Annotated in this window: 20 protein-coding genes, 2 tRNA genes and 1 pseudogene; 9 read left to right on the top strand and 14 right to left on the bottom strand. The window is 67.6% G+C overall.

The window, feature by feature from the left end; all coding sequences use genetic code 11:
• Positions 1 to 321: 321 nt before the first annotated feature.
• On the bottom strand, positions 322 to 1,734 hold the full coding sequence (tig, locus tag J6U32_RS13815; RefSeq protein ID WP_208790854.1) for a trigger factor: 1,413 nt from the start codon (positions 1,732 to 1,734) through the stop codon (positions 322 to 324).
• 96 nt (positions 1,735 to 1,830) lie between these two features.
• Positions 1,831 to 1,904 (bottom strand) — tRNA-Pro (locus tag J6U32_RS13810).
• A 231-nt stretch (positions 1,905 to 2,135) separates the two neighbouring features.
• Between J6U32_RS13810 and J6U32_RS13805 the strand changes: the two genes are divergently transcribed.
• Positions 2,136 to 2,206 (top strand) — tRNA-Gly (locus tag J6U32_RS13805).
• An 88-nt stretch (positions 2,207 to 2,294) separates the two neighbouring features.
• Here J6U32_RS13805 and J6U32_RS13800 read toward each other — a convergent pair.
• Positions 2,295 to 2,960: a response regulator transcription factor gene (locus J6U32_RS13800; protein WP_208790853.1), complete on the bottom strand. Its 666-nt coding sequence runs from the start codon at positions 2,958 to 2,960 to the stop codon at positions 2,295 to 2,297.
• The gene (locus J6U32_RS13795) at positions 2,960 to 4,267 is read right to left on the bottom strand and encodes a sensor histidine kinase (RefSeq protein WP_208790852.1); all 1,308 of its coding nucleotides are present in this window, start codon (positions 4,265 to 4,267) and stop codon (positions 2,960 to 2,962) included. The genes J6U32_RS13800 and J6U32_RS13795 overlap by 1 nt, the downstream gene beginning before the upstream one ends.
• Positions 4,268 to 4,439: 172 nt before the next feature.
• On the opposite strand from J6U32_RS13795, the gene J6U32_RS13790 reads away from it, so the two are divergent.
• The 5 genes and pseudogenes from J6U32_RS13790 to J6U32_RS13770 all read left to right on the top strand — a co-directional run bounded on the left by J6U32_RS13790 (position 4,440) and on the right by J6U32_RS13770 (position 8,790).
• The gene (locus J6U32_RS13790) at positions 4,440 to 4,673 is read left to right on the top strand and encodes a hypothetical protein (protein ID WP_208790851.1); all 234 of its coding nucleotides are present in this window, start codon (positions 4,440 to 4,442) and stop codon (positions 4,671 to 4,673) included.
• Positions 4,670 to 6,130 (top strand): annotated as a pseudogene (locus tag J6U32_RS13785) (cytochrome P450). Before J6U32_RS13790 ends, J6U32_RS13785 begins: the two are co-directional and overlap by 4 nt.
• Before the next feature lie 64 nt (positions 6,131 to 6,194).
• Positions 6,195 to 6,380 (top strand): hypothetical protein, encoded by a 186-nt coding sequence (locus J6U32_RS13780; RefSeq protein ID WP_035734553.1) that lies wholly within the window; start codon positions 6,195 to 6,197, stop codon positions 6,378 to 6,380.
• A 240-nt stretch (positions 6,381 to 6,620) separates the two neighbouring features.
• Complete coding sequence (locus J6U32_RS13775) at positions 6,621 to 7,877, top strand: lipase family protein (RefSeq protein WP_425324131.1); 1,257 nt, start codon at positions 6,621 to 6,623, stop codon at positions 7,875 to 7,877.
• A 223-nt stretch (positions 7,878 to 8,100) separates the two neighbouring features.
• Positions 8,101 to 8,790, top strand: a complete 690-nt coding sequence (locus J6U32_RS13770; protein ID WP_208790849.1) for a L,D-transpeptidase — start codon at positions 8,101 to 8,103, stop codon at positions 8,788 to 8,790.
• Positions 8,791 to 8,871: 81 nt separating this feature from the next.
• Here J6U32_RS13770 and sthA read toward each other — a convergent pair whose 3' ends face one another.
• Together sthA and J6U32_RS13760 are read right to left on the bottom strand one after the other, a co-directional pair.
• Complete coding sequence (gene sthA, locus J6U32_RS13765; protein ID WP_208790848.1) at positions 8,872 to 10,320, bottom strand: Si-specific NAD(P)(+) transhydrogenase; 1,449 nt, start codon at positions 10,318 to 10,320, stop codon at positions 8,872 to 8,874.
• Between the two features lie 119 nt (positions 10,321 to 10,439).
• Positions 10,440 to 11,345, bottom strand: coding sequence for a PE-PPE domain-containing protein (locus J6U32_RS13760; protein ID WP_208790847.1), 906 nt, complete (start codon positions 11,343 to 11,345; stop codon positions 10,440 to 10,442).
• Positions 11,346 to 11,575: 230 nt separating this feature from the next.
• Between J6U32_RS13760 and J6U32_RS13755 the strand changes: the two genes are divergently transcribed.
• Complete coding sequence (locus J6U32_RS13755) at positions 11,576 to 11,716, top strand: hypothetical protein (protein ID WP_208790846.1); 141 nt, start codon at positions 11,576 to 11,578, stop codon at positions 11,714 to 11,716.
• A 42-nt stretch (positions 11,717 to 11,758) separates the two neighbouring features.
• Here J6U32_RS13755 and J6U32_RS13750 read toward each other — a convergent pair whose 3' ends face one another.
• From J6U32_RS13750 to J6U32_RS13740, 3 genes are all read right to left on the bottom strand, one after another.
• Positions 11,759 to 12,562 (bottom strand): Fpg/Nei family DNA glycosylase, encoded by an 804-nt coding sequence (locus tag J6U32_RS13750; RefSeq protein WP_208790845.1) that lies wholly within the window; start codon positions 12,560 to 12,562, stop codon positions 11,759 to 11,761.
• 53 nt (positions 12,563 to 12,615) lie between these two features.
• Positions 12,616 to 13,089, bottom strand: coding sequence for a ribose-5-phosphate isomerase (locus J6U32_RS13745; protein ID WP_208790844.1), 474 nt, complete (start codon positions 13,087 to 13,089; stop codon positions 12,616 to 12,618).
• A 140-nt stretch (positions 13,090 to 13,229) separates the two neighbouring features.
• Positions 13,230 to 13,835: a DsbA family protein gene (locus tag J6U32_RS13740; protein ID WP_208790843.1), complete on the bottom strand. Its 606-nt coding sequence runs from the start codon at positions 13,833 to 13,835 to the stop codon at positions 13,230 to 13,232.
• 168 nt (positions 13,836 to 14,003) lie between these two features.
• Here J6U32_RS13740 and pepN point away from each other — a divergent pair, with 168 nt between their 5' ends.
• A complete protein-coding gene (gene pepN, locus J6U32_RS13735) occupies positions 14,004 to 16,616 on the top strand; it encodes an aminopeptidase N (protein WP_208790842.1) in 2,613 nt (870 codons plus the stop codon).
• Positions 16,617 to 16,640: 24 nt separating this feature from the next.
• On the opposite strand, the gene J6U32_RS13730 is transcribed toward pepN, so the two are convergent.
• Both J6U32_RS13730 and J6U32_RS13725 read right to left on the bottom strand, forming a co-directional pair.
• Positions 16,641 to 17,336, bottom strand: a complete 696-nt coding sequence (locus tag J6U32_RS13730; RefSeq protein WP_208790841.1) for a response regulator — start codon at positions 17,334 to 17,336, stop codon at positions 16,641 to 16,643.
• A gap of 16 nt (positions 17,337 to 17,352) precedes the next feature.
• Positions 17,353 to 18,936, bottom strand: coding sequence for a sensor histidine kinase (locus J6U32_RS13725; RefSeq protein WP_208790840.1), 1,584 nt, complete (start codon positions 18,934 to 18,936; stop codon positions 17,353 to 17,355).
• 202 nt (positions 18,937 to 19,138) lie between these two features.
• Between J6U32_RS13725 and J6U32_RS13720 the strand changes: the two genes are divergently transcribed.
• On the top strand, positions 19,139 to 20,542 hold the full coding sequence (locus J6U32_RS13720) for a cation:dicarboxylate symporter family transporter (RefSeq protein ID WP_208790839.1): 1,404 nt from the start codon (positions 19,139 to 19,141) through the stop codon (positions 20,540 to 20,542).
• Positions 20,543 to 20,745: 203 nt separating this feature from the next.
• On the opposite strand, the gene J6U32_RS13715 is transcribed toward J6U32_RS13720, so the two are convergent.
• The 3 genes from J6U32_RS13715 to J6U32_RS13705 all read right to left on the bottom strand — a co-directional run bounded on the left by J6U32_RS13715 (position 20,746) and on the right by J6U32_RS13705 (position 22,375).
• Positions 20,746 to 21,255 (bottom strand): DUF5130 domain-containing protein, encoded by a 510-nt coding sequence (locus J6U32_RS13715; RefSeq protein WP_231386685.1) that lies wholly within the window; start codon positions 21,253 to 21,255, stop codon positions 20,746 to 20,748.
• On the bottom strand, positions 21,242 to 21,490 hold the full coding sequence (ctaJ, locus tag J6U32_RS13710) for an aa3-type cytochrome oxidase subunit CtaJ (protein ID WP_006371243.1): 249 nt from the start codon (positions 21,488 to 21,490) through the stop codon (positions 21,242 to 21,244). The genes J6U32_RS13715 and ctaJ overlap by 14 nt, the downstream gene beginning before the upstream one ends.
• A 252-nt stretch (positions 21,491 to 21,742) precedes the next feature.
• Positions 21,743 to 22,375 (bottom strand): HNH endonuclease, encoded by a 633-nt coding sequence (locus tag J6U32_RS13705; protein ID WP_425324156.1) that lies wholly within the window; start codon positions 22,373 to 22,375, stop codon positions 21,743 to 21,745.
• Between the last annotated feature and the right edge of the window lie 129 nt (positions 22,376 to 22,504).

Raw genomic sequence — 22,504 nt, 5'->3', positions numbered from 1 at the left:
CTGTCGGTGTGGTGCCGGGTCGGGGGCAACCCGCCCGGCGTCGTGCGGGTCTGCTCGACCCGCACGCCTTGAGTTGATGCTCGTTACTTGCTTCTCGTTGTCCGGTGCCGTCTGTCACGTCGGCGGCTTCTCCGGCCTGCCCCGGAATCTGTCGGCCCCGGTGGTCGTTCCGGCGTTGTCACCGACACTAACCAATGCATCGCGTCCGGCACTCCCGGCGACGCCGTACTTCGCTCACAGCAGAACACGGCCCACGCCGGCGTGTCAGACGCGAACAGCCGGAGTCCATCGCTGGAATCCGGCTGTTCGTGATGAAGAAACTCAGGCGTCGGCGTCCTTGGCGTCGGCATCCTTGGCGCCCTCGACGTCATCCGCGGAGGCCGCATCGTCGGCTGCGGTTGCATCGTCGGCCTCGTCCTCACCGTAGAACTCGGCGAGGTCGATCGCGTTGCCATCGGAGTCGGTGACGCTGAACTTCCGGATGATGTCACCGAGCGCCTTGTTGCGGCGCACGTCGGCGTAGACGGCACCGAGCTGGTTGGCCTGCGTCAGTTGCTGGATGAAGTCCTGCGGCGCGATCCCGTAGCGCTGTGCGGAGAACAGGATCTGCTGGGTCAGCTCGTCCTGGCCGACAACCGTCTCGAGCTGATCGGCGATCGCGTCGAGCAGCAGCTCGGTGCGCACCGACTTCTCCGCGCTCTCGCGGGCCTCGGCCTCGAAGGCCTCGCGCGTGGTGCCCTGCGCCTCGAGCAGCTGGGCGAACACCGCCTCGTCGTGACCGATGCTGTGCAGTACCTGCTCGAGCTGCGCCTCGACCTGCGATTCGACGACCTTCTCCGGCAGCGGGACGTCGACCTTGGCGAGGAGTTCCTCGACCACGGCGTCGCGGATCTGGTTGGCCTGCTCGAGCTTCTTGGACTGATCGACACGCTCGGCAAGCGAGGTCCGCAGTTCGTCCACGGTGTCGAACTCGCTGGCCATCTGCGCGAACTCGTCGTCGAGCTCGGGCAGCTCACGCTCCTTGACGGAGTTGACCGTCACCGTCACCTGCGCCTCTTCCCCGGCATGGTCGCCGGCGACGAGCTTGGTGGTGAAGACCTTCGACTCGCCGGCCTTGAGTCCGACGAGGGCTTCGTCGAGTCCGTCGACGAGGTCACCGGAACCGACCTCGTGCGAGAGGCCCTCGGTGGAGGCTTCCTCGACGGCCTCGCCGTCGACACTGGCCGCCAGGTCGATGGACACCATGTCGCCGTCCTGGGCGGCGCGGTCGACGCCGGCAAGGGTGCCGAAGCGGCTCCGCAGTTGCTCGATCTGCTCGTCGACGGCGTTCTCGTCGTCGACGACGGCGGGCACCTCGACCGAGAGGGTCGAGAAGTCCGGGAGCTCGAGCTCGGGACGCACGTCGACCTCGGCCGAGAAGGTGATCGTCTCGCCGTACTTGAGCTCCTCGAGATCGATCTCGGGCTGGCCGATCGCCTTGGTGTCGGTCTCGGCGACCGCCTGGCTGTACTTGCCCGGCAGCGCATCGTTGACGACCTGCGCGAGGATCGAGTCGCGTCCGACGCGGGCCTCGATCAGCTTGGCGGGCGCCTTGCCCGGACGGAATCCGGGGATACGGATCTGCTGGGCCAGGGACCGGAAGGCCCGATCGAAATCGCCCGAGAGCTCCTCGAACGGTACTTCCACGTTGAGCTTCACCCGGGTGGGGCTCAGCTGCTCGACGGTGCTCTTCACGCTTCGAATGCTCCTATTTCTTGCGTTGCGGACGTCATGTGCGTCGTGGCCCGTCCTGACGGGCCACGACGTTGCTGTCGTTCGGTCGGTACAGAGTCGGGATGACAGGATTTGAACCTGCGACCCTCCGCTCCCAAAGCGGATGCGCTACCAAGCTGCGCCACATCCCGGCGCCCGCATCGCGGCAACGCCACCGGGGTGGGGATGCGCGGACAGGACCGACAGACGATCTTACGGGTCGCCCACCGCGAGACGAAACCCGGCCACCCGGATCGCCCTGCGCAGGATCTCCCGGATTCGCCGCAGAGGGCCGATTTCGGTTCGGGCACACCGAACAGGTACAGTCTCATGCGCACCGCAGCGGGTTCCGGCAACACCGGCGACCAACGCTGACGGGGCACGCGGGTGTAGCTCAATGGTAGAGCCCTAGTCTTCCAAACTAGCTACGCGGGTTCGATTCCCGTCACCCGCTCGCATCGACGAGAGCCCGGCACGAGGCATGTGCCGGGCTCTCCGCGTCTCGTGACCCACCCGGTCTCACGCCTCCCCGGTCTCGCACGTCACCGGCGGGGCTCGACGATCCCATGGTCGAAGGCGTAGACCACTGCCGCGGCGCGGTCGCGGACGCCGAGTTTGGTGAAGATCTTGCCGATGTGGCTCTTCACGGTCACCAACGAGATCACGAGTTCCGCGGCGATCTCGTCGTTGGTGAGCCCCCGACCGATGAGGCCGAGAACGGTCAGCTCCCGCGAGGTCAGACCGTCGGGGGCCGTCTGCGGCATGGTCGGTCCGGGCGCACTGCGATAGGTGTCGAGGACGTGCGCGGTCACCGCGGGGTCGAGGACGGCCTCACCCTGCGCCACGAGCCGTACCGCCCGGATGAGTTCCTCGGCCGGCGAATCCTTGAGCACGAATCCCGCCGCACCGGCCCGCAATGCCCCGGACAGCAGTTGCTCGTCGCGGAAGGTGGTGAGAACCAGCACCGGCGGCGGCTCATGGGCTCCGCCGAGATCGTCGCGGAGGCGTCGGGTTGCCTCCACTCCCCCGACCCTGCGCATCCGGAGATCCATCACGACCACGTCGGGTCGATGCCGGACGACCATCTCGGCCACCTCGTCGCCATCGGAGCATTCGGCGACCACCTCGAAGCCGTCTCGCGGCCGCAGGATGCGTCGCAGCCCCGCCCGCACCAGGTCCTGGTCGTCGACCAGGGCAACCCGGGTCATCACAGCGGCCCGGTCACCGGTGAGCCGTCCGTTCGGGTCACCGGCACCGATACGAAAGTCGTTGGGGGAAGCCGTGTCCCGTCCGATTCTCGCGGGCCATCAGCCGCATCGACGGCGTGTGCGCCGGGGCCTGCGACCGCCACCATCGGGAAACGGGCATCCACACACCAGTGTCCGTCGACCACTCCCGCCGCGAAGGCGCCTCCGCAGTTCTCGACCCGCGAGGCCATTCCCGAGAGCCCGGAGCCGCCGAGCGCACGACGCGCGTCGGCGCTCACCGGGTTGCGGACACACACCACGAGCGCGCTGCCGGGCTCCGGGCCCACCCGAACAGTGACTGTGCCGCGGGGTGCGTGGCGCGCAGCGTTGGACAACGATTCCTGAACGACGCGATAGACGGCCAGTCCGGTTCCGCCGGTGATCGTTTCGGCATTCCCGACGATCTCGGCGTCGAGATCGACTCCGGCCCTGCGGAATCCGTCGACGAGGTCGGCGAGATCGGCGAAACCCGGCTGCGGGGCCGACGACTCGGCGTCGGAGGTGCGTAACAGTTCGACCGTGCGTCGCACGTCCTGCATCGTTGCGCGACCCACCTGCTCGGCGTCGACGAGGGCCTCGACGGCATCGGCGACGTCGTCGTGTTCCTGAAGCGCCCGCCGCGCGGCGGTGACGTTGAGCATCATGATGCTCAAGGAGTGCGCGAGGACGTCGTGCACCTCGCCGGCGATCTCCGCGCGATCGAGTGCCATCTGCTGCTCCTGGGCGCGTCGTTCCGCGTGCAGCAGGAGTAGCTGTTTCTGTAGCAGGTAGCCGACCACACCGCCGAAGCCGACCATGAGCACGAACAACCACGCCTGGGCGATGACCCCGGCCAGCCCGCCGCCGACCGCGGTCACCGACAGGGCGATGGTCGAGATGATCGCCTCCCGTCGGGTGGCCACCGCGGCGGTGAGGGTCGCGCACAGCGGAAGCAACAGGGTGGCGACGTCGACCTCCACGGGAACCTGCCAGAAGCACACCACTGCCGCCAGCGTGAATGCGGGCAGACCGAGAATCCACGGCTTCCAGCGGAGGATGACGGGCTGCCAGCCGCCGTACAAGCACGCGAGGTGCGGTCCCAGTGCCAGCGCCACCGCCACCACCATCGGAATCCACTGGGTGCCGGAGAGACCGACGACCACACGCTGCACGACCGCGGCGACGGCGAGCGTGAACACCCCGAGGTCGGAGATGAGCATGTAACTCGTCGGGTAGTCGAACCCGAACATCACCAGGGCGTGCCGGTAGTGGGCCTCCAACCAGCGCATTCACCCAGCCTATCGCCGCCGCGGCGTTTGCACATCCACCCACGGTCGGAGGTCGCCTCCTCCCCGGGTAGGTCGGCAAAGATCCGCCCGCGGGGCGCTGACCAGGCAATTCGATCTCCATAGCGTGAGTGGTATCCGGATTGACCGGGTTTCATCGGACGAGGAGTACCCCATGCTGATCCTGCTGATCACCGTCGCCACCCTCATCACCCTCTTCTGGCTCCTGCACAGCCCGGATGACATGAACTTCCGTGGCCGCGAGACCGACATCGCCTATGCCGCACGAGAGAACCGCACCCGCCCGGCACACCGACCGACGCGGGTGGGTGCAGCGCTCCGCGTGACCCGGACCTCGCCGATGCCACGGCTGCTCGGTGCGACCCGACCGGCGGGGATGTGCGCATGACCGCATCGACCGGGCAGCGCCCCACGATCACCGAGCGGTGGTTCGACGCCGCCCCCGACGCGGCGTCGGGGTTGGTATCGACCTGCGCCGAGGCAGGGCCGTTGAGCGCGTCGGAAGCCGACGCCCTCTCGGCGCCGCCGATGCCCCGCAGCGCAACGGTCCGCAACGCGCTCCGGTTCGCCCGCCGTGAGGGCGACGTCGTGTTCGCCGACGCGGCGCGATGCGGCGACGTGCTCGCCTACGATCTGCCCGGCGCCCCCGGACGGTTGGTGGTGATCTCCGATCCCGCACACGTCCGCTCGGTACTGACGGCCGACCCGGCCATCGCGCCCTCGGCGACGCGGCTGTCACCGTTGCGCCCGATCGTGGGCCCTGACTCGGTGCTCACCACCGTCGCCGAGTAACACCGCAGACAACGGGCCGCGCTGCTGCCGTCTTTTCATCGCGCATCGGTGGCGCAGTGCGCAGACGTGATCCGCCGGGCGTCGGCGGCGCATCTCGATCGCTGGCCGGCCCGTCGTCGAGTTCGGGTCGATCGCATCGCCCAGGCGATCACCCTCGACGTCATCATGGCCGTGATCTTCGGCATCCATGCCCCCGACGGTGTCCTCAGCGACGGTGTTCCCGACGCCGCAACCACCGCCGAACGACACCTCCGCGACGCCACCCGGCGCTTCCTTCGCTGGTCGTCGTCGACGGTCGGTACCGTGGCGCAATTGCTCAACGCCTCGCATCCCGAGCCCGTCGGCCTGCTCGCCCGGGGTGTTCGGCATCTGGATGCGGCGATCGCTGCGGTGATCGCCGAGCGGCGGGCCGGCCGTCACACCGCCGACGACGTGATGTCGGCGTTGCTCGCGGCGCGCGCCACCGACGGACTCCCGTTGTCCGACAGCGAGATCCGCGACGAACTCGTGTCACTGCTGCTCGCCGGTCATGAGACCACGGCCACCACGATCGCCTGGGCATTCGAACGCCTCACCCGTCACCCCGAGGTGTACGCACAGGCCCGCCGAGCCGCAGCCGAGGACGACGCCGAGTTCGTGGGCACGGTGATCACCGAGACGATGCGGTGCCGCCCGGTGATTCCGTCGGTCGCACGGGAATTGAAGCGCCCGTGGCGATTCGGCACCCATCGCGGCGAGCCCGGAGACATCGTGCTGGTGAGCACGGTGCTCCTGCACCACCGCGACGACCTCTATCCGCATCCCTTCGACTTCCGGCCGGACCGGTTCGTCGGCACTCGGACCGATCCGATGACACTGCTGCCCTTCGGCGGCGGCAACCGTCGCTGCCTCGGCGCCCATCTGGCGATGACCGAGCTCCAGATCGTCGTGGGCGACATCCTGCGAAGGGTTGAACTGGAGACCCATGACCGCCCGTCGGAACCTCCCCGCTACCGCAATGTCACGATGATCCCCGCGCGCGGCGGAACCGTCCGGGCACTCTCCGTCGACTGATCTCGCCGCAACCCGCGGCCCCACGAGCATGTGATCTTCGCCACATCGCGCGTAGCCTGGGACCATGTCCTCCAGTCACGTCAAGAGTCAGCGCAAGTGCCCCTCGTGCGGGGCGAATCTCCACGTCCGCAAGGACGTCACCGAGACCACCGGCGGAAATCGGCGGGTCGACACCATGCTCGTGTGCCGTGACGAAGCCTGCTCCGAGCCGGCACGTCACCTGCACACCGAGCATCTCCAGCCCGCCTGACCCTCCGCCCGCGAACTCGCGGGTAACCCCCGTCACACCTGGTCATCCGTTCCAGTTGACACCCCATGCGACCCCCGTCAGATTGTGAAGCCTGTCGGGGGACATGACCGGTGTGGCCGTCGGCGCCACAGGTCTTCGAACCAGGACCTCGATGGGGGATTCGTGCTCTTCTCTCTCGGTGGTGGTCGCGCGCGTGCGACCACTCGCCCCAACCCGCTGTTCGGATCTCGTCGATCGAGCATGCCGCGCACCGGGATGTCCCCGGCCGCACGGGTACGCCACCTGGCCCTCGCCGTCGTGGCGACCGCAGTGACCAGCGTGACGGTGTCGAGTGGCTGGCTCGGCGCCGGACCCGCCCACGCCGACGACGTCGCACTCCCCACCCCGTTGCCCGACTCCTTCTATTCCCAGCCCGCCGACATCGCCTCGCATCGCGACGGCGACATCCTCGCGGTGCGCCCGCGGACCACTCCGCCCGGATTCTTCGACGTGCGGACCTACCAGCTGAAGTTCCGCTCGTCCGACAGCCAGGGCAAGCCGATCGCTGCGGTCACCACCCTGCTGGTCCCGATCCACAAGCAGGCCAACGGACCATTGTTGTCGTTTCAGCACATCATCAACGCGGTGGGACTCGAATGCGCGCCGTCGCAGGCCCTGTGGACCACCGACCCGAACCTCACCATCCGGGAGGCCCCGGGCCTCAACGGTGCGCTCCAACGTGGGTGGACGGTCTCGACCCCCGATCACCTGGGCCCGCGTAGTGCCTACGGGGCGGCCCGACTGGGCGGTCAGATCGCCCTCGACGCCACCCGCGCCGTGCAACGGTTCGGACCCGCCCAGGTCGCCAAGAGCAAGGTGGCGATGGCGGGCTACTCCGGCGGCGGCATGGCAACCGCGTGGGCCGCTGCGCTGGCACCGACCTATGCACCGGAGCTGAACATCGTCGGCGCAGCGTACGGCGGCGTCCCGATGGATCTGATCAAGATGGCCGAGGGCCTGGGGTACAACAATCCGCATCCCGCCTTCGGCCTGGCCTTCGCCGCGGCGATAGGCCTCTCCCGCGAGTATCCGCAGCAGATTCCGATGATGAAATTCCTGTCACCGCTCGGGAAGCAGATGTATTCCGAGATGCGCAATGCCTGCACCAACGACATCCTGCGCCTCGGCGCGGGTCACTCGGCCAAGCAGGTGTCGGTGGGCGGTGAGCAGATCTTCGAGGACCCGACAGCACGCCGCGTCGTCCAGGACAACAGCCTCGCGTTCTATCCGGGTGTGGCCAAGACCCCGATCTTCGAGTGGCACAGCCCGACCGACGTGTTGATCCCGGTGGCCTCGATCGATCAGACGATGCGGCGCTACTGCCGGGCCGGAACCCGTGTGCAGCAGTTCTCCACGCCGTCACCCGATCACATGTCGGCGGCGGTCATCGGACTGCTGCCCGCTTTCGACTATCTCGGTGACCGGTTCGCCGGATTGCCGGCTCCCAGCACCTGTTGAGGTCGCACAAGGTGGGGACACGCGCCGACTGATGTGACCGCAATCACAGCCGGCGTTTCCGGCGCCCTCACCTCCGGTTTCCAGATGCCGCATCGCAACTACACGACGGTGACGTCGCTCGATCGCCCAATGCCCTTTGGCCCCATGGCAACAGTTGTGTAACGATGGTGCCTGCGCCCCGGGGGAGCGCCCGGATGTCCCACAAGCAAAGGTTTCCACTTCCGTGCTGAACACCACCAACTCACCTCGCCGTCGTCGCGGCACGAGCCGCCTCGTGGCCATCGTCCTCGGCGTGATCGCCATGGCCCTTGCGCTGCCGGGCATGGCGCAGGCCGCCCCCGTCACGGTCATCCCCGGGCTCCCGCCGGTCGAGATCCCGTCGATCCCGGGTCTGCCGACCCCGCCGGCCGCACCGCCGTCGACAACCACCCCGCCTCCGACGACCACCACCCCGGAAACCCCCGGAGTGCCCGCGGAACCGAAGGTCTCGACCCCGACCGGTTGGGTTGCCCTCGCCGAGGATTCGACGCACACCATCTACTGGTGGAAGGACGGCACCTTCGTCAAGTCGATGCCGATCTCGATGGGCTCCGATGCCCACCCGACTCCGAACGGCGTCTACCACACCAAGGAGAAGTACCGTGACATGTACATGGACTCCTCCACCTACGGCGTACCCGTCGACTCGCCCGGTGGTTACCGCACCTATGTCGAGTACGCGACCCGCATGTCCTGGGACGGCATCTTCATCCACGCCGCTCCGTGGTCGCTCGAGCAGCAGGGCCACAGCAACGTCAGCCATGGCTGCATCAACGTGAGCACCGAGAACGGCAAGTGGGTCTACGACACCATCGGTCGCGGCACCCCGATCGTGGTCCGTGGCACCGTCGGCGGTCAGTACACCGGCGACTGATCACCCACCCGTCTTGGTACCGATGAAGGGCCGGCCCATCTGGGCCGGCCCTTCATCGTTCGTCGGGACTCATGAGCGAGGTCAGGCCACCGGCGCCGACACATCGAGATCGAGGGAACGGCCCTCCGCGCGCACCCATGCGATCGCACGCATCTTGTTCGACGCGTCGAGTGCGGCCACCTTGTAGCCCTCGGCGAGCGTCGGATAGTTGAACACCGCGTCGACGAGGTAGTCGACGGTGCCGCCGAGGCCCATCACGGTCTGGCCGATGTGGACCAGTTCGGCGGCGTTCGACCCGAAGGCGTGGACGCCGAGCAGCGTGCGGTCCTCGGCGTGCACGAGAAGCTTGAGCAAGCCGTAGGAGTCACCCATGATCGCCCCGCGTGCGAGCTCGCGGTACCGGGCCACCCCCACCTCGAACGGGATGTTGTCGGTGGTCAGTTGATCCTCGGTCCGGCCGACGAAGCTGATCTCGGGGATCGCGTAGATCCCGATGGGTTGCAGGTCGGTCGGGGTGTGCCCGACCGGCTCGCCGAAGGCGTGATACGCCGCGCGGCGTCCCTGCTCCATCGAGGTGGCCGCCAGCGCCGGGAATCCGATGATGTCGCCGACGGCATAGATGTGCCCGACCTCGGTGCGGAAATGCTCGTCGACCTTCAGCCGCCCACGGTTGTCGGCGGTGAGGCCCGCGGCCTCGACGGCGAGCTCATCGGAAACACCTTGACGCCCTGCGGAATACAGGACGGTGTCGGCCGGGATCTGCTTTCCCGATTCCAGGATGGTCAGGGTCCCGGAGGGGTGGGTCTCGACGGTGCGGACATGCTCGCCGAAACGGAAGGTGACGCCACGTTCCCGGAGCTGATACTGCAGGGCCTCGACGATCTCCCGGTCACAGAAGTCGAGCATGGCCGGCCGCTGCTCGATCACGGTGACCTTGGTGCCCAGTGCCGCGAACATCGACGCGTATTCGATGCCGATCACCCCTGCACCGACCACGACCATCGATCCCGGGACGCGGTCGAGTTCGAGGATCTGATCGGAGTCGACGACGGTCTCCCCGTCGAAGTCGACCGACGACGGCCGCGCCGGGCGGGTGCCGACCGCGACGACGAAGTGGTCGGCGGATACGTGTTTGAGGTCTCCGGTGGCATCCTCGATCGCGATCTCGTGCGGGCCGGTGAAGGTCGCGCTGCCGATGAGCGTGGCGACGCCGTTGCGGGCCAGCTGACTCTGGATGACGTCGATCTCCTTGCCGACGACGTGCATCGTCCGCGCGGTGAGGTCGGCCACGGTGATGTCGGACTTGAGTCGATAGGACTGCCCGTAGAGCTCACGCTGATTCAGGCCGGTCAGGTAGAGCACGGCCTCGCGGAGGGTTTTCGACGGGATGGTGCCGGTGTTGATGCACACGCCGCCCATCATGTGTTTGCGTTCGACGATCGCGGCGCGCTTGCCGAGTTTGGCCGCCGCGATGGCTGCTTTCTGACCTGCCGGTCCTGACCCGATGACGACGATGTCGTAATGATCCACCGTGGATCCTTCGCTCGATGTGTCCGTGGCTCGGCGGTGTAGCGATCACCGCAGGTGATCGGTACCGCCCGGACAAGTGTCACCCAGGTCGCCAGATCCCACGACTCGAGCGGCGGACCTCAGGCCGCCAGCTCGGCCGGGCCCAGGGTGAAGGTGGCCTGCACCTGCATCCATTGGGCCAGCGCCTGACAACCGGTGGTCAGCGGATCGGTCACCGAGTCCCGCCGGTAGGGCTCATCGTGGTAGGCGGTGTGTCTGCCGCCGGCCCGATTGCGAATGACCATGCCGCGCCAGGCGATGACACCGGGAAGGTAGCCGCGGACCTCGCGCCATGCCGAACCCAGCCGTTCGACGTCGCGCAGCCATTGCGCCGGACGCACCGAGGTCGCCCGGGCGTTCTGGAAGGAGTTGGAACGCACCACCTTCCATGTCTGCGACAGCCAGCGCCGAGGCGCGGCGAAGGTGAGGGTGTCGGTGAGATCGGCGATGTCGCGGACGAACGAATCCCGCGATGCGTTGCAGATCATGTCCTCGGGGGCGCCGACCCACCACACCGGGATGCGCTGGGGGATCGCCGGGCCCGGTCCGGCCACTCCCCACCCGTCGCAACCCGCGACCACACCGGGCGGTTGATGGGGGTCGGCGACGAATCCGACCGCCACGACACGGTTCAGCGCACGTGTGTCGGCACATGCGTCGAGGTCGGCCAACAGTCGACGGATCACCACCGCCCCCTGCGAGTATCCGATGATCATCACCGGCCCGGCAACGGCATGGAGCGCCGCGGCCAGCGCGCGCTGCCCGGCGGCAACACTGTCGGCGTAGCTGATCCCCGAAAGATGCGGTGCCGGACCATAACTCGCGGGATAGCCCACCCATCGCGCGTCAAACCGGTCGTCGAGGGCGTCGGTGACACCCGCCAGCAACCCGGTGACCTCGGTGCGCGTGTCACCGTCGTGGGACTCTCCGGTTCCGCCGACCACCAGGACCGTCACCGCGCGCGCCGGATCAGCATGGGCTGTCATGACTCCATCCTCGCGACTGTCGATGAGAGGTGCCGGACAGTCGGCTGAGGGTCGGATGAGAGTCGGAACAATACGGTGTGATGCCTGGTCACCGACGTGACGAGGGTGCCCAGGATCACCCGGGGTTCGGTTGCGTAACACAGATGTAACGCGAACAATGGATGGGGTCGAACACGGTCGTGAACCGTCGACGATCATCATCCCCGAGAAGTACGAAAGAAGCGGTACCCATGTCGTTCGCACGTCTGCGTGAACGTTTTCTCCCCTCCGGCCACAACCACCGTCGGCTCTACGAGCGCATCGTCCTGATGTCGTCCGGAGCCCAGCGCGACGAGTTGCTCGTCATGGCCCAGCGCCACGAAACTCGCTGACCTTCACTCACTTTCACCACCCCGACGCAGTAGGCGCGATCGTCAGTGCTGACAGTTGGGACACCAGTACAGGTTTCGTCCCACGAGTTCGGTGGTCGCGATCGGGGTCCGGCAGATCCGGCAGGGTTCACCGGTGCGCCGATAGACGTAGGTGCGTGGCCGATCCGGGGCGTATGACCCCGGTCCGTGGTCGTCCTCCGGCCGAATCACGTGAATTCGCCCGCGCCGCACGCCGATTCGCATGAGGCCGACGAGATCGGCCCACAGCTCGTCGAAGGTCTCCCGATCGACGGCGCGCCCGGCCCGCATCGGGTCGAGTCGTGCACGGAACAGGACCTCGGCGCGATAGACGTTACCGACGCCGGCCATCACCTTCTGATCCATCAGCAGCGCGGCGACCGGGCGTGACGAACGGTGGATCGCCTGCCATGCGCGCTCCGGGTCGGCGTCGGACCGAAGTGGGTCCGGGCCGAGCCGCGCGACGAGGTCCTCGAGGTCGGCCGGCGTATACAACTCGCAGGCGGTCGGCCCGCGCAAGTCGGTGCCCACCTCGTCTCCGACGATCCGCATCCGGATCTGTCCGACGGGCTCCCCCATCGGCACCGCGAGTTCGGTGAAGGAACCGTAGAGCCCGAGGTGGACGTGCAGCAGTTGGGTCCGCTTGCCGTCGCGGTAGCGCTGGATCAGGTGTTTGCCCCACGCCTGCGCGCGATGGAACTCCATGCCGTCGACCACCGCGGCGCCCTCGGCGAAACGCCCCTGCGGGCTCGACACCCGCACCCGCTGACCACCGAAGAGCTTCTGTTGACGCCGGGCAAGGCGGTGCAGGGTATGACCCTCAGGCATCGACCATCACCGGCGACGTCACCGATCTCGCCGACATCGCCGCCGCCGGGAGCTCAGGACTCGGGGACGGCCGGTGCCACACCGGTCTTCTCGAACTCCGAGAGGATGTCGATCCGACGCTGGTGGCGCGGTTCGTCCGACCACTTGGCCGCCAGGAAGGCGTCGACGATCTCGAGCGCTTCCTCGGTGGTGTGCATCCGTCCGCCGATCCCCATCAGCTGCGCGTTGTTGTGCTGGCGAGCGAGCTGGGCGGTCTCGACGCTCCACGCCAGGGCACACCGTGCACCGGGCACCTTGTTCGCGGCGATCTGTTCGCCGTTTCCGCTGCCGCCGAGCACGATTCCGAGGCTGCCCGGGTCGGCCACCACCTTCTCCGCTGCGGCAATGCAGAATGCCGGGTAATCGTCGGCGGCGTCGTAGACGTGTGCTCCGCAGTCGATCACCTCATGACCGTTGGACCGCAGATGTTCGGCGATGGCCGCCTTGAGTTCGAAGCCGGCATGATCTCCACCCACGTATACGCGCATGAGCCTCACTATAGATCCCGCCCACCCGCGATTCCGGTGCCGGGTGACGACCCGACAGTGGTCGTCACATGGGTCACCCCCGAACGACTCCGCCCCGGCGACCGGGGGCGGTCGTCGGGGCGGGGTGCACTCCAGGGCGGTCAGTCGAACTCGGGGTCCTCGTTGCGAGAGCGCTTGAGCTCGAAGAAGTGTGGATAGGACGACAGTGCCACCGCACCGTCCCACACCGTGCCCGCGGTCTCACCGCGCGGGATGCGCGAGAGCACGGGACCGAAGAAGGCCACATCATTGATGTGGATGGTCGGCGTGCCGACGTCGTCGCCGACCTTGTCCATCCCGCGGTGATGGCTCTCGCGGATCGCCTCGTCGAACTCGGTGGAGTCGGCGGCCTCGGCCAGTGTCGGATCGAGATCGAGTTCGGCGAGCGACTCGGCGATCACCACGTCGAAATCCTTGTTCTGTCCGTTGTGGATACGGGTACCCATCGCGGTGTAGAGGGGCGCGAGGATCGACTCATCCTTCGCCGCGGCCGCGGCGGCGATCACACGGACCGGCTTCCACGCCTGTTTGAGGCCCTCGCGATAGCTGTCGGGGATGTCGCGCCCCTCGTTGAGCACCGCCAGGCTCATGATGTGGAAATTCACCTCGATGTCACGCACCTTCTCGACCTCGAGGATCCACCGCGAGGTGATCCAACACCACGGGCACAGCGGGTCGAACCAGAAATCCACACGATCCTTCGACATACGTCTTCCCTTCTTCTCGACGATTCCCGGGCACCGATCTGCTGTCACCGGGTGCGCGGCGAACTCGGCCCACTCAACCCGTCCGCGGCCGTGCCCATTCCATTCGATCCTGCGCTCCCGGCGTCGCGTCGGCACCCCCGATCGCCGCCGAGCACTAAGCTGGCCGCTGTGACTGCCCCGAATCTCACCCGTGATCAGGCCCGCGAGCGCGCCGCCACCGTCGACGTGTCCCACTACGCCATCGAGCTCGATCTCACCGACGGCAACGGCGCTCCGGGCGCCACCACCTTCGCCTCCACGACGACGGTGACCTTCACCGCCACGCAGGGCGCATCGACCGTCATCGATCTCGTTGCGCCGACCCTGCACTCGGCGACGCTCAACGGCACCGAGCTCGACGTCACCGGCTTCGACGAGTCCATCGGCATCGAATTGACCGGTCTGGCCGCCGAGAACACCCTGACCGTGGTGGCCGACTGCGCCTACTCGAACACCGGCGAGGGCCTCCACCGTTTCGTCGACCCCACCGACGACTCGGTCTACCTGTACTCGCAGTTCGAAACCGCCGATGCCAAGCGGATGTTCGCGTGTTTCGATCAGCCCGACCTCAAGGCCACCTACACGCTGACGGTCACCGCGCCCACCGATTGGAAGGTGATCTCCAACGCGCCCGTGGCCAACACCGTGGCCGCCGAACCCGGCGTGCACCGCTTCCGCGAGACGCCGACGATGAGCACCTACCTCGTGGCCCTGATCGCCGGTCCCTACACCGAATGGACCGACTCCTACACCGACGAGCACGGCACCATCCCCCTGGGGATCTACTGCCGGGCCTCGCTGGCTGAGTTCATGGACGCCGACCGGTTGTTCACCGAGACCAAGCAGGGATTCGCGTTTTACCACAAGAACTTCGGCATCCCCTACGCCTTCGGCAAGTACGATCAGCTCTTCGTTCCGGAGTTCAACGCGGGCGCCATGGAGAACGCCGGGGCGGTGACCTTCCTGGAGGACTACGTCTTCCGGTCCCGCGTCACCAACTATCTCTACGAGCGCCGGGCCGAGACCGTCCTGCACGAGATGGCCCACATGTGGTTCGGCGATCTCGTCACCATGAAGTGGTGGGATGACCTGTGGCTCAACGAATCCTTCGCCACCTTCGCCTCGGTGCTGTGCCAGGCGGAGGCGACCGAGTACACCAGCGCCTGGACCACCTTCGCCAACGTCGAGAAGTCGTGGGCCTACCGGCAGGATCAGCTGCCCTCGACACATCCGGTGGCCGCCGACATCCCCGACATCGCCGCGGTCGAGGTGAACTTCGACGGCATCACCTACGCCAAGGGCGCGTCGGTGCTCAAACAACTCGTCGCCTACGTCGGCCTCGAGGACTTCCTCGCCGGTCTCCGCGATTACTTCTCCGCGCACCGCTTCGGTAACGCGACGTTCTCCGATCTTCTTGCCGCACTGGAGAAGTCCTCGGGCCGCGACTTGTCCGACTGGGGTGGGCAGTGGCTCAAGACCACCGGCATCAACGTGTTGCGCCCGGACTTCGAGCTCGACGACTCGGGCGCATTCACCCGGTTCACCATCGTGCAGGACGGGGCGGTCCCGGGTGCCGGTGGCGCCGACAACTCGTCAAAGGTGGGCGGGACGAGGGTGCACCGGCTGCGGGTCGGCATCTATGACGACGGCGACTCGGGCGCGTTGACCCGTACGCACAGCGTCGAACTCGACGTCGAGGGCGAACGCACCGACGTCGCCGATCTGCTCGGCGTCCACCGCGGCAAGCTGATCCTGATCAACGACGACGACCTCACCTACGCCTCGGTGCGGCTCGACCCCGACTCGTTGTCGACCGCGACCACACGGATCGGCGACATCAGCGATTCGATGCCACGCACCCTGGTGTGGTCGGCGGCGTGGGAGATGACCCGTCAGGCCGAGATGGCCGCCCGCGACTTCGTCGAGTTGGTCGAGCGCGGGATCGTCGCGGAAACCGAGATCGGGGTGGTCCAGCGAGTTCTGTTGCAGGCCACCACCGCCATCGAGTCCTACGCCGACCCGACGTGGGCCGAGCAGACCGGGCGTCCCGGCTTCTCGGCGCGACTACTCGAACTCGCCCGCGCCGCCGAACCCGGCTCGGATCACCAGCTGGCCTTCGTCAACACCCTGTTGGCCGGCGCTCTCGACGACGATCAGGTCGGCGTGGCCAAGGGCCTGCTCGACGGTGACGACCCGGCGTCGCACGGGCTGTCCGGGCTCACCGTCGACACCGATCTGCGGTGGCGGCTGGTGATCGCACTGGCCACCGCGGGCGCCATCGACACCGACCCCGGCTCGACCCCGGTCATCGATGCCGAGGCCGAGCGCGACAACACCGCCGCCGGTGCCCGGCAGGCCGCGACGGCCCGTGCCGCCCGCCCACTCGCGCAGGCGAAGGCCGATGCCTGGGCTCAGGCCGTCGACGACGATTCGGCCTCGAACATCTTCACCCGTTCCGTCGTCGCCGGCTTCGCCCGCCCCGGTCAGGGTGCACTGCTGGGCGAGTACGTCGCGAAGTTCTTCGACGCCGTGCCCGGTGTGTGGTCGCGGCGCTCGAGCGAGGTCGCCCAGACGGTGGTGGTCGGGCTCTACCCGTCGTGGGAGATCAGTGAGGCCGGTCTCGCCGCCGCCGATGAGTTCCTGGCCGCCGACCATCCCGCCGCGCTCAAGCGTCTCATCGTCGAAGGCCGTGCGGGAGTGGAACGTTCACTGCGCGCCCGGGCGTTCGACGCCACGCGCTGACCGTCGTGGCGGGCGGCCGAATGCTCAGCGCGCCCGCCACACGTAGCGGATCTGCGGTCGGCCGGTGTTGCCGTACTCGGTGAACCGGTCGACCGTACCGTCGTCGGCGAGACGTTCGAGGTAGCGCCAGGCCGTCACCCGGGAGCTACCGATCGCGCCGGCGACCTCCGAGGCGGTCAGACCGTCACCGCTGTCGCGGATGGCACGCCCGACGGCGTCCTCGGTGTCCGGGGAACGACCCTTCGCGGCGGTACGCCGGGTGTCGGCGGTGCGCAGGTTCGCCAGCGCACGATCGATGTCGCGTTGACTCACCGCGTCTCCCCCACCGGTCAGCGCCTCGCGATAGCTCAGGTACTGCCGGATCTTCTCACCGAATGCCGCGAAGGTGAACGGCTTGATGAGATAGAGCAGCACCCCGTGGGCCATCGCGCTTCGAACCGAATCCAGGTCTCGCTGCGCGGTGATCGCAATGATGTCGGGGGACGGAACGATGCCCGACAATGCCGAGGCCAGCGAGATGCCACTCGCGTCGGGCAGGCCGAGATCGAGCAGGACGAGGTCGACGGGGTGAGCGCCGTCGGCGGCCGCGGTGGCCCGGCGCAGGGCCTCCTGCGCGGTGGCTGCATGCGCGACGACGTCGAATCCGCCGATGCGCGACAGGAAGTCGACATGCGCGGCGGCGATCACCTGGTCGTCCTCGACCACGAGCACCCGGATCATCTCGGCCCTGATCGCATCATCTGAACCTCCCGGTGTCCGGTTCGGTCGGTGTCGATGTCTGCGCACCGGCGGTGATCTCGACGCCGACCACCGAACCGTAAGTGTTCTCCGCTCGGATCGTACCGCCGTGCAGGTGCACGACCTGCGCGACCAGCGCGAGACCGAGTCCGCGACCGGCGGTGTCCCCACCGGCCTTCGTCGAGTAACCGCGGCGTCGCGCTCGAGCGAACTCGTCGGGAGTCATGCCGGGTCCGGAATCGGCGACCACCACGTGCACGTGGGCGGCATCGCCGACGACGGTCACCTCCACCCAGGGATCGTCCGGGTCGACGGCGTCAAGCGCATTGTCGATCAGATTGCCCACCACGGTGATCAGCTCACCGGCCGAAAGGACCTGCGTCGCATGGTCATCGACCATCGACTCTTCGGTGAGGGTCAGTGCGACACCGCGTTCGGCGGCCTGTGCGGTCTTGCCGAGCAGCAATGCCGCCAGGGTCGGTTCGACCACCGCATCACCGACCCGATCGACGAGTTTCTGGGAGAGTTCGATGTTCTCGGTGGCCATGCGCACGGCGTCGTCCGACCGTCCCATCTCGATCAGCGCCACGATCGTGTGCAGCCGGTTCGCCGACTCGTGCGCCTGCGACCGCAGCGCCTCGGCGAAGCGTGTCATCGAGTCGAGTTCGCCCATCGCCTCGGCCACCTCGGTCCGGTCACGAATGGTGATGACCGCGGCATCCCGACCGGGCACCGGTGACCGATTCACCATCAGCACTCGCCCGCCCTCGGCCACGAGAATGTCGCGCAACGGTTCGGTGCCCGACGTCATGAACTCCGGGATCCGAAGCGGCTCATCGAGTCCCAGCAGTCGGCGCGCCTCGTCGTTGACGAGTACCGGGCGCGACGAATCGACGACGACAAGTCCCTCGCGGACCGCGTGCAGGACCGCATCGTGATGGTCGTACATCACCCGCAATTCCGTCGGGGTGAGCCCACCGGTATGACGGAGCAGACGCCGACGGATCGCCCACAGCCCGACCAGCGCGATCACCAGGGCAACGCCGCCGATCGCGCCGATCAGCGGGAGTTGGGACACCCAGTCCTCGGTCAACGTCGACTGGGTGATGCCGGCGGCCACCGCGCCGACGATGCTGCCGTCGCCGGCGCGGACCGGAGCGATGGTGCGGACCGAGGGACCGAGTGTGCCGGTGTAGATCTCGGTGAACGTCTCCCCCCGCAGGGCCGGTGAAATGGTGCCCAGATAGCGACCACCGATGAACCGGGGATCGGTGTGGGTGTAGCGGATGCCGTCGGTGTTCATGATCGTGATGAACGCGATGCCGGTGGCCAGCCGGATGTGCTCGGTGACCGGCTGCAGTTGCGCCGTAGGGTCCGGTGAGGTGATCGCCGCGGCGGTCGACGGGGCGTCGGCGATACTCACCGCCACCGCGGTCACCTGCTCCCGCGCCGCCCGATTCGCGTCGGCCCGGGCATCGACGATCGCGAGGAGACTGCCCACCACGACGATCGCGACGACCACCGCGACCTGCAGTGCGACCGCCTGCCCGGCCAATGACCGCGGCAGCAACCGTGCCCTCACCCGTGCACCTCCTCGTTCTCCGCCCACCGGCCCGACCTCCCACAGCGTGTCCATCCGGCGCACTCACACTGCCCGATCGGGGTGGTCCACGCCACTGAACGAAATGAACTCAATGGTGACCGGGGTCACCCCGAGACCGAAGAATTCTCGATCAGCACCTCCCATCGCCGTACGCGAGGGCGGGACGAGAAAGGACTCACTGATGAACATCAGGTCGAACGCGGCGGGCACCGACGATTTCCCGGCCACCCCGCGCAAGAAGCGGGACCGCACCCATTGGCTCTACATCTCGGTGATCATCGCGGTGATCGCAGGCGTGGCCGTCGGACTGATCTGGCCGGAGGTGGGCAAGGACATCGGCGTGCTGGGCACCATGTTCGTCGCCCTCATCAAGATGATGATCGCGCCGGTGATCTTCTGCACCATCGTCCTGGGCATCGGATCGGTCCGTAAGGCCGCCACCGTCGGCAAGGTCGGCGGACTGGCCTTCGTCTACTTCCTGGTGATGTCGACCGTCGCCCTGGCGATCGGCCTGGTCGTGGGCAATCTCATCAAGCCCGGCACCGGCCTCAACATCTCGGCGGTGGCCGGTCAGGGCGCAGAGCTGGCGGAGAAGGCCCACGAATCGGGCGGGACCATGGAGTTCATCGAGGGCATCATCCCCACCTCGCTGCTGTCGTCGCTCACCGAGGGCAGCGTGCTGCAGGCACTGTTCGTGGCACTGCTCGTCGGCTTCGCCATCCAGGCCATGGGGCGCACGGGAGAACCCATCCTCAACGCCGTGGCCTACTTCCAGAAGCTGGTGTTCAAGGTCCTCACCATGATCCTGTGGGTCGCCCCGATCGGCGCGTTCGGTGCGATCGCCAACGTCGTCGGCCAGACCGGCTGGGCCGCGGTGGGCCAGCTGCTGGTGCTCATGGTCGCGTTCTACCTGACCTGCCTGGTGTTCGTGTTCGGTGTGCTGGGAGTGCTGCTCAAGACCTCGGCGGGGGTGTCGATCTTCAAGCTGGTCCGGTACCTGGCCCGCGAGTACATCCTGATCTTCGCGACCTCGTCGTCGGAGTCCGCGCTGCCCCGGCTGATCGCCAAGATGGAACACCTCGGTGTCGAGAAGACCACCGTCGGTGTCGTGGTGCCGACCGGCTATTCGTTCAATCTCGACGGCACCGCGATCTACCTGACCATGGCCTCACTGTTCATCGCCGACGCCATGGGCGATCCGCTGTCGATCCCGGAGCAGATCGGGCTCCTGGCGTTCATGATCATCGCCTCCAAGGGTGCCGCCGGTGTCAGCGGCGCCGGCCTGGCCACCCTCGCGGGCGGACTGCAGGCCCACCGACCGGAGATGCTCGACGGCGTCGGCCTCATCGTCGGGATCGACCGCTTCATGTCGGAGGCGCGTGCGGTCACCAACTTCTCCGGTAATGCCGTGGCCACCCTGCTGGTCGGCTCGTGGACCGGAACCGTCGACAAGGCGCGCGTCGAAGAGGTACTCGCCGGCCGAGACCCGTTCAACGAGCAGGACATGGTCGACGAGGAACCGATCGACCGGCCCGGCACACACGACGACACCATCGTCACCGAGAAGGAACTCGCCGCTCGCTGAACGACGGTGGCACCGACTCGGGTGCCACGAGAAGCCGGCGCCGGTCACTCCCACCAGGAGTGACCGGCGCCGGTGTCGGCACGCAATGGTTCGTCGTGAAGGCCCTCCGGGTGCCCCCCGGCGCGGACACATCCACCGAAAACGCCGATGCGGGGCTCCTGGTGGGGAGCCCCGCATCGGCGAGAAGAAACGAGATCCGGCGATCAGGAAGGTGCGGCAGCGGTCGCGACGACGTGCAGCGCGGCGATCAGCCCATCGATGAGCTGACCGGAGCGGAAGCTGCCGATCGCGGCGGTCACACCGAGCTGGGCAACCCGATCGTTGACCCGGTCGGCCACCCGTGCACCGGACACGACGACGACGTCGTGGGTGTTGGGTGACACGGCGATCAAAGCGCCGTTGGCGGGCTCGGGAGCCTGGGCGAGGACAGCGCGCGCGTCGGCGACGGCGTCCTCACCGAGCTCACCGATATAGACCGAGAACCGCACGAGGGCCTTCTCGCTGGCGGCCTTGAGGGCGTCGTCGAGGTCGATCAGATCTCGCTGCGAGAACGGCGGGGTGCTCGGTGCCTGACCGGGAAACCGGGTCGCCGAGACGCGGCCGCTGTTGGTGATCACCGTTCCCATCGGGAGCGCGGTGGTCGGCGACAGCTTGACGTTGCCGCCCTGCGCGGCGCCGGGCGTGCCGGCCTGAGTCACTTCACCACTTGCCACTGGCCGAGCCTCCATCCACATCGGTCGGTCCCGCGTGGTGCGGCAGTGCCATCGGCTCGATCTCGGTGGCGCTGAACAGCAACGGCTGGCGCGTCCACTCCTGGTCGAGCGTGTACTCCTGCACCTTCGGGTATTTCAGGCCGGACGAGAACATCATCGAGACGACACAGAGCACGACCATCACGACGCAGATGACCGTGACCACGACTCCGATACCGACCATGGCGCTATCCATGACATCCTTTCGATCGGTGTTCCTCGAACGGCACGAAACCGCCCGCACCACCAGGTTGTGTGATCAATCTAGCCCACCGGCACGCGCGCGTCCCAGTGGGGCCTACAACGTGTCGTAGACGCTTGGCGGACTCCGTCCGGGACGATTTGGCGGACTCCGTCCGGGACGATTTGGCGGACTCCGTCCGGGACGATTTGGCGGACTCCGTCCGGGACGACACGCGGACCTCGACCACCGGAAACGACCGGCTTGTCAGGCAGCCCCGGCGTCGATGTACTGGACCCACGCCGGATCGATCTCCTTGATCGAGGCCAGCAGTCGCCAGTGCCGTCCCTTGGGCGCGGTGAGCGGGGTGTGCAGGGTCCAGCCGAGCTCGCTGAGCAGGCGGTCGGCCTTGCGGTGGTTGCAACTCGCACAGCAGGCCACGCAGTTCTCCCAGCAGTGCCCACCGCCACGGCTTCGGGGCTGCACATGGTCGATCGTGGTGGCCTTGGCCCCGCAGTAACCGCATCGGGAGCGGTCTCGATGCATCAACGCCGCCCTGGTCATCGGCGTGACCGCCCGATAGGGCACGCGCACGTAGGACCGCAGTCTGATCACCGACGGGATCGGGACCGTTCGTGCCGCGGAGTGCACAGCCATGCCCGGGGCCGCGGCGTGGACAACATCGGCACGTTCACGCAGGACGAGGATGATCGCGCGGCGCAGGGAGATCGCGGTGAGCGGCTCGTAGGTCGCGTTGAGCAGCAGCACCCGGCGTCGTCCCCACAGCCCGGCGCCCGGACGGGACTCGTCGGCGACATCCGGGTTCTCGACGGGTTCCTGGCCGGCCGACTCCGGGCTCTCGTGAGCGGGGCGCAGCGACCGGGGCTCGCCACGCAACATCGTCACATCGCGAACCTGCCGTTGGCTTCTGCGTGTCATCCCGCCTCCCGTGCGCGCGCCGGACGCGTCAAGTGGAACACGCCGAGCGCTGTCGTGCACGACAAATCTCGGGTGTCGGCGCAGGTCACT

It is taken from the genome of Gordonia polyisoprenivorans (assembly GCF_017654315.1).
GTDB classification, from domain to species: Bacteria; Actinomycetota; Actinomycetes; order Mycobacteriales; family Mycobacteriaceae; genus Gordonia; species Gordonia polyisoprenivorans_A.
This window is presented reverse-complemented; position numbering and strand designations above follow the sequence as displayed.

Excerpts from the sequence above, each read along its gene's own strand:
- J6U32_RS13800 (WP_208790853.1), bottom strand. The coding sequence starts at position 2,960 with ATGACCCGGGTTGCCCTGGTCGACGACCAGGACCTGGTGCGGGCGGGG.
- J6U32_RS13795 (WP_208790852.1), bottom strand. The coding sequence starts at position 4,267 with ATGCGCTGGTTGGAGGCCCACTACCGGCACGCCCTGGTGATGTTCGGG.
- J6U32_RS13790 (WP_208790851.1), top strand. The coding sequence starts at position 4,440 with ATGCTGATCCTGCTGATCACCGTCGCCACCCTCATCACCCTCTTCTGG.
- J6U32_RS13780 (WP_035734553.1), top strand. The coding sequence starts at position 6,195 with ATGTCCTCCAGTCACGTCAAGAGTCAGCGCAAGTGCCCCTCGTGCGGG.
- J6U32_RS13775 (WP_425324131.1), top strand. The coding sequence starts at position 6,621 with ATGCCGCGCACCGGGATGTCCCCGGCCGCACGGGTACGCCACCTGGCC.
- J6U32_RS13760 (WP_208790847.1), bottom strand. The coding sequence starts at position 11,345 with ATGACAGCCCATGCTGATCCGGCGCGCGCGGTGACGGTCCTGGTGGTC.
- J6U32_RS13755 (WP_208790846.1), top strand. The coding sequence starts at position 11,576 with ATGTCGTTCGCACGTCTGCGTGAACGTTTTCTCCCCTCCGGCCACAAC.
- J6U32_RS13750 (WP_208790845.1), bottom strand. The coding sequence starts at position 12,562 with ATGCCTGAGGGTCATACCCTGCACCGCCTTGCCCGGCGTCAACAGAAG.
- J6U32_RS13745 (WP_208790844.1), bottom strand. The coding sequence starts at position 13,089 with ATGCGCGTATACGTGGGTGGAGATCATGCCGGCTTCGAACTCAAGGCG.
- J6U32_RS13740 (WP_208790843.1), bottom strand. The coding sequence starts at position 13,835 with ATGTCGAAGGATCGTGTGGATTTCTGGTTCGACCCGCTGTGCCCGTGG.
- J6U32_RS13730 (WP_208790841.1), bottom strand. The coding sequence starts at position 17,336 with ATGATCCGGGTGCTCGTGGTCGAGGACGACCAGGTGATCGCCGCCGCG.
- J6U32_RS13720 (WP_208790839.1), top strand. The coding sequence starts at position 19,139 with ATGAACATCAGGTCGAACGCGGCGGGCACCGACGATTTCCCGGCCACC.
- ctaJ (WP_006371243.1), bottom strand. The coding sequence starts at position 21,490 with ATGGATAGCGCCATGGTCGGTATCGGAGTCGTGGTCACGGTCATCTGC.
- J6U32_RS13705 (WP_425324156.1), bottom strand. The coding sequence starts at position 22,375 with ATGTTGCGTGGCGAGCCCCGGTCGCTGCGCCCCGCTCACGAGAGCCCG.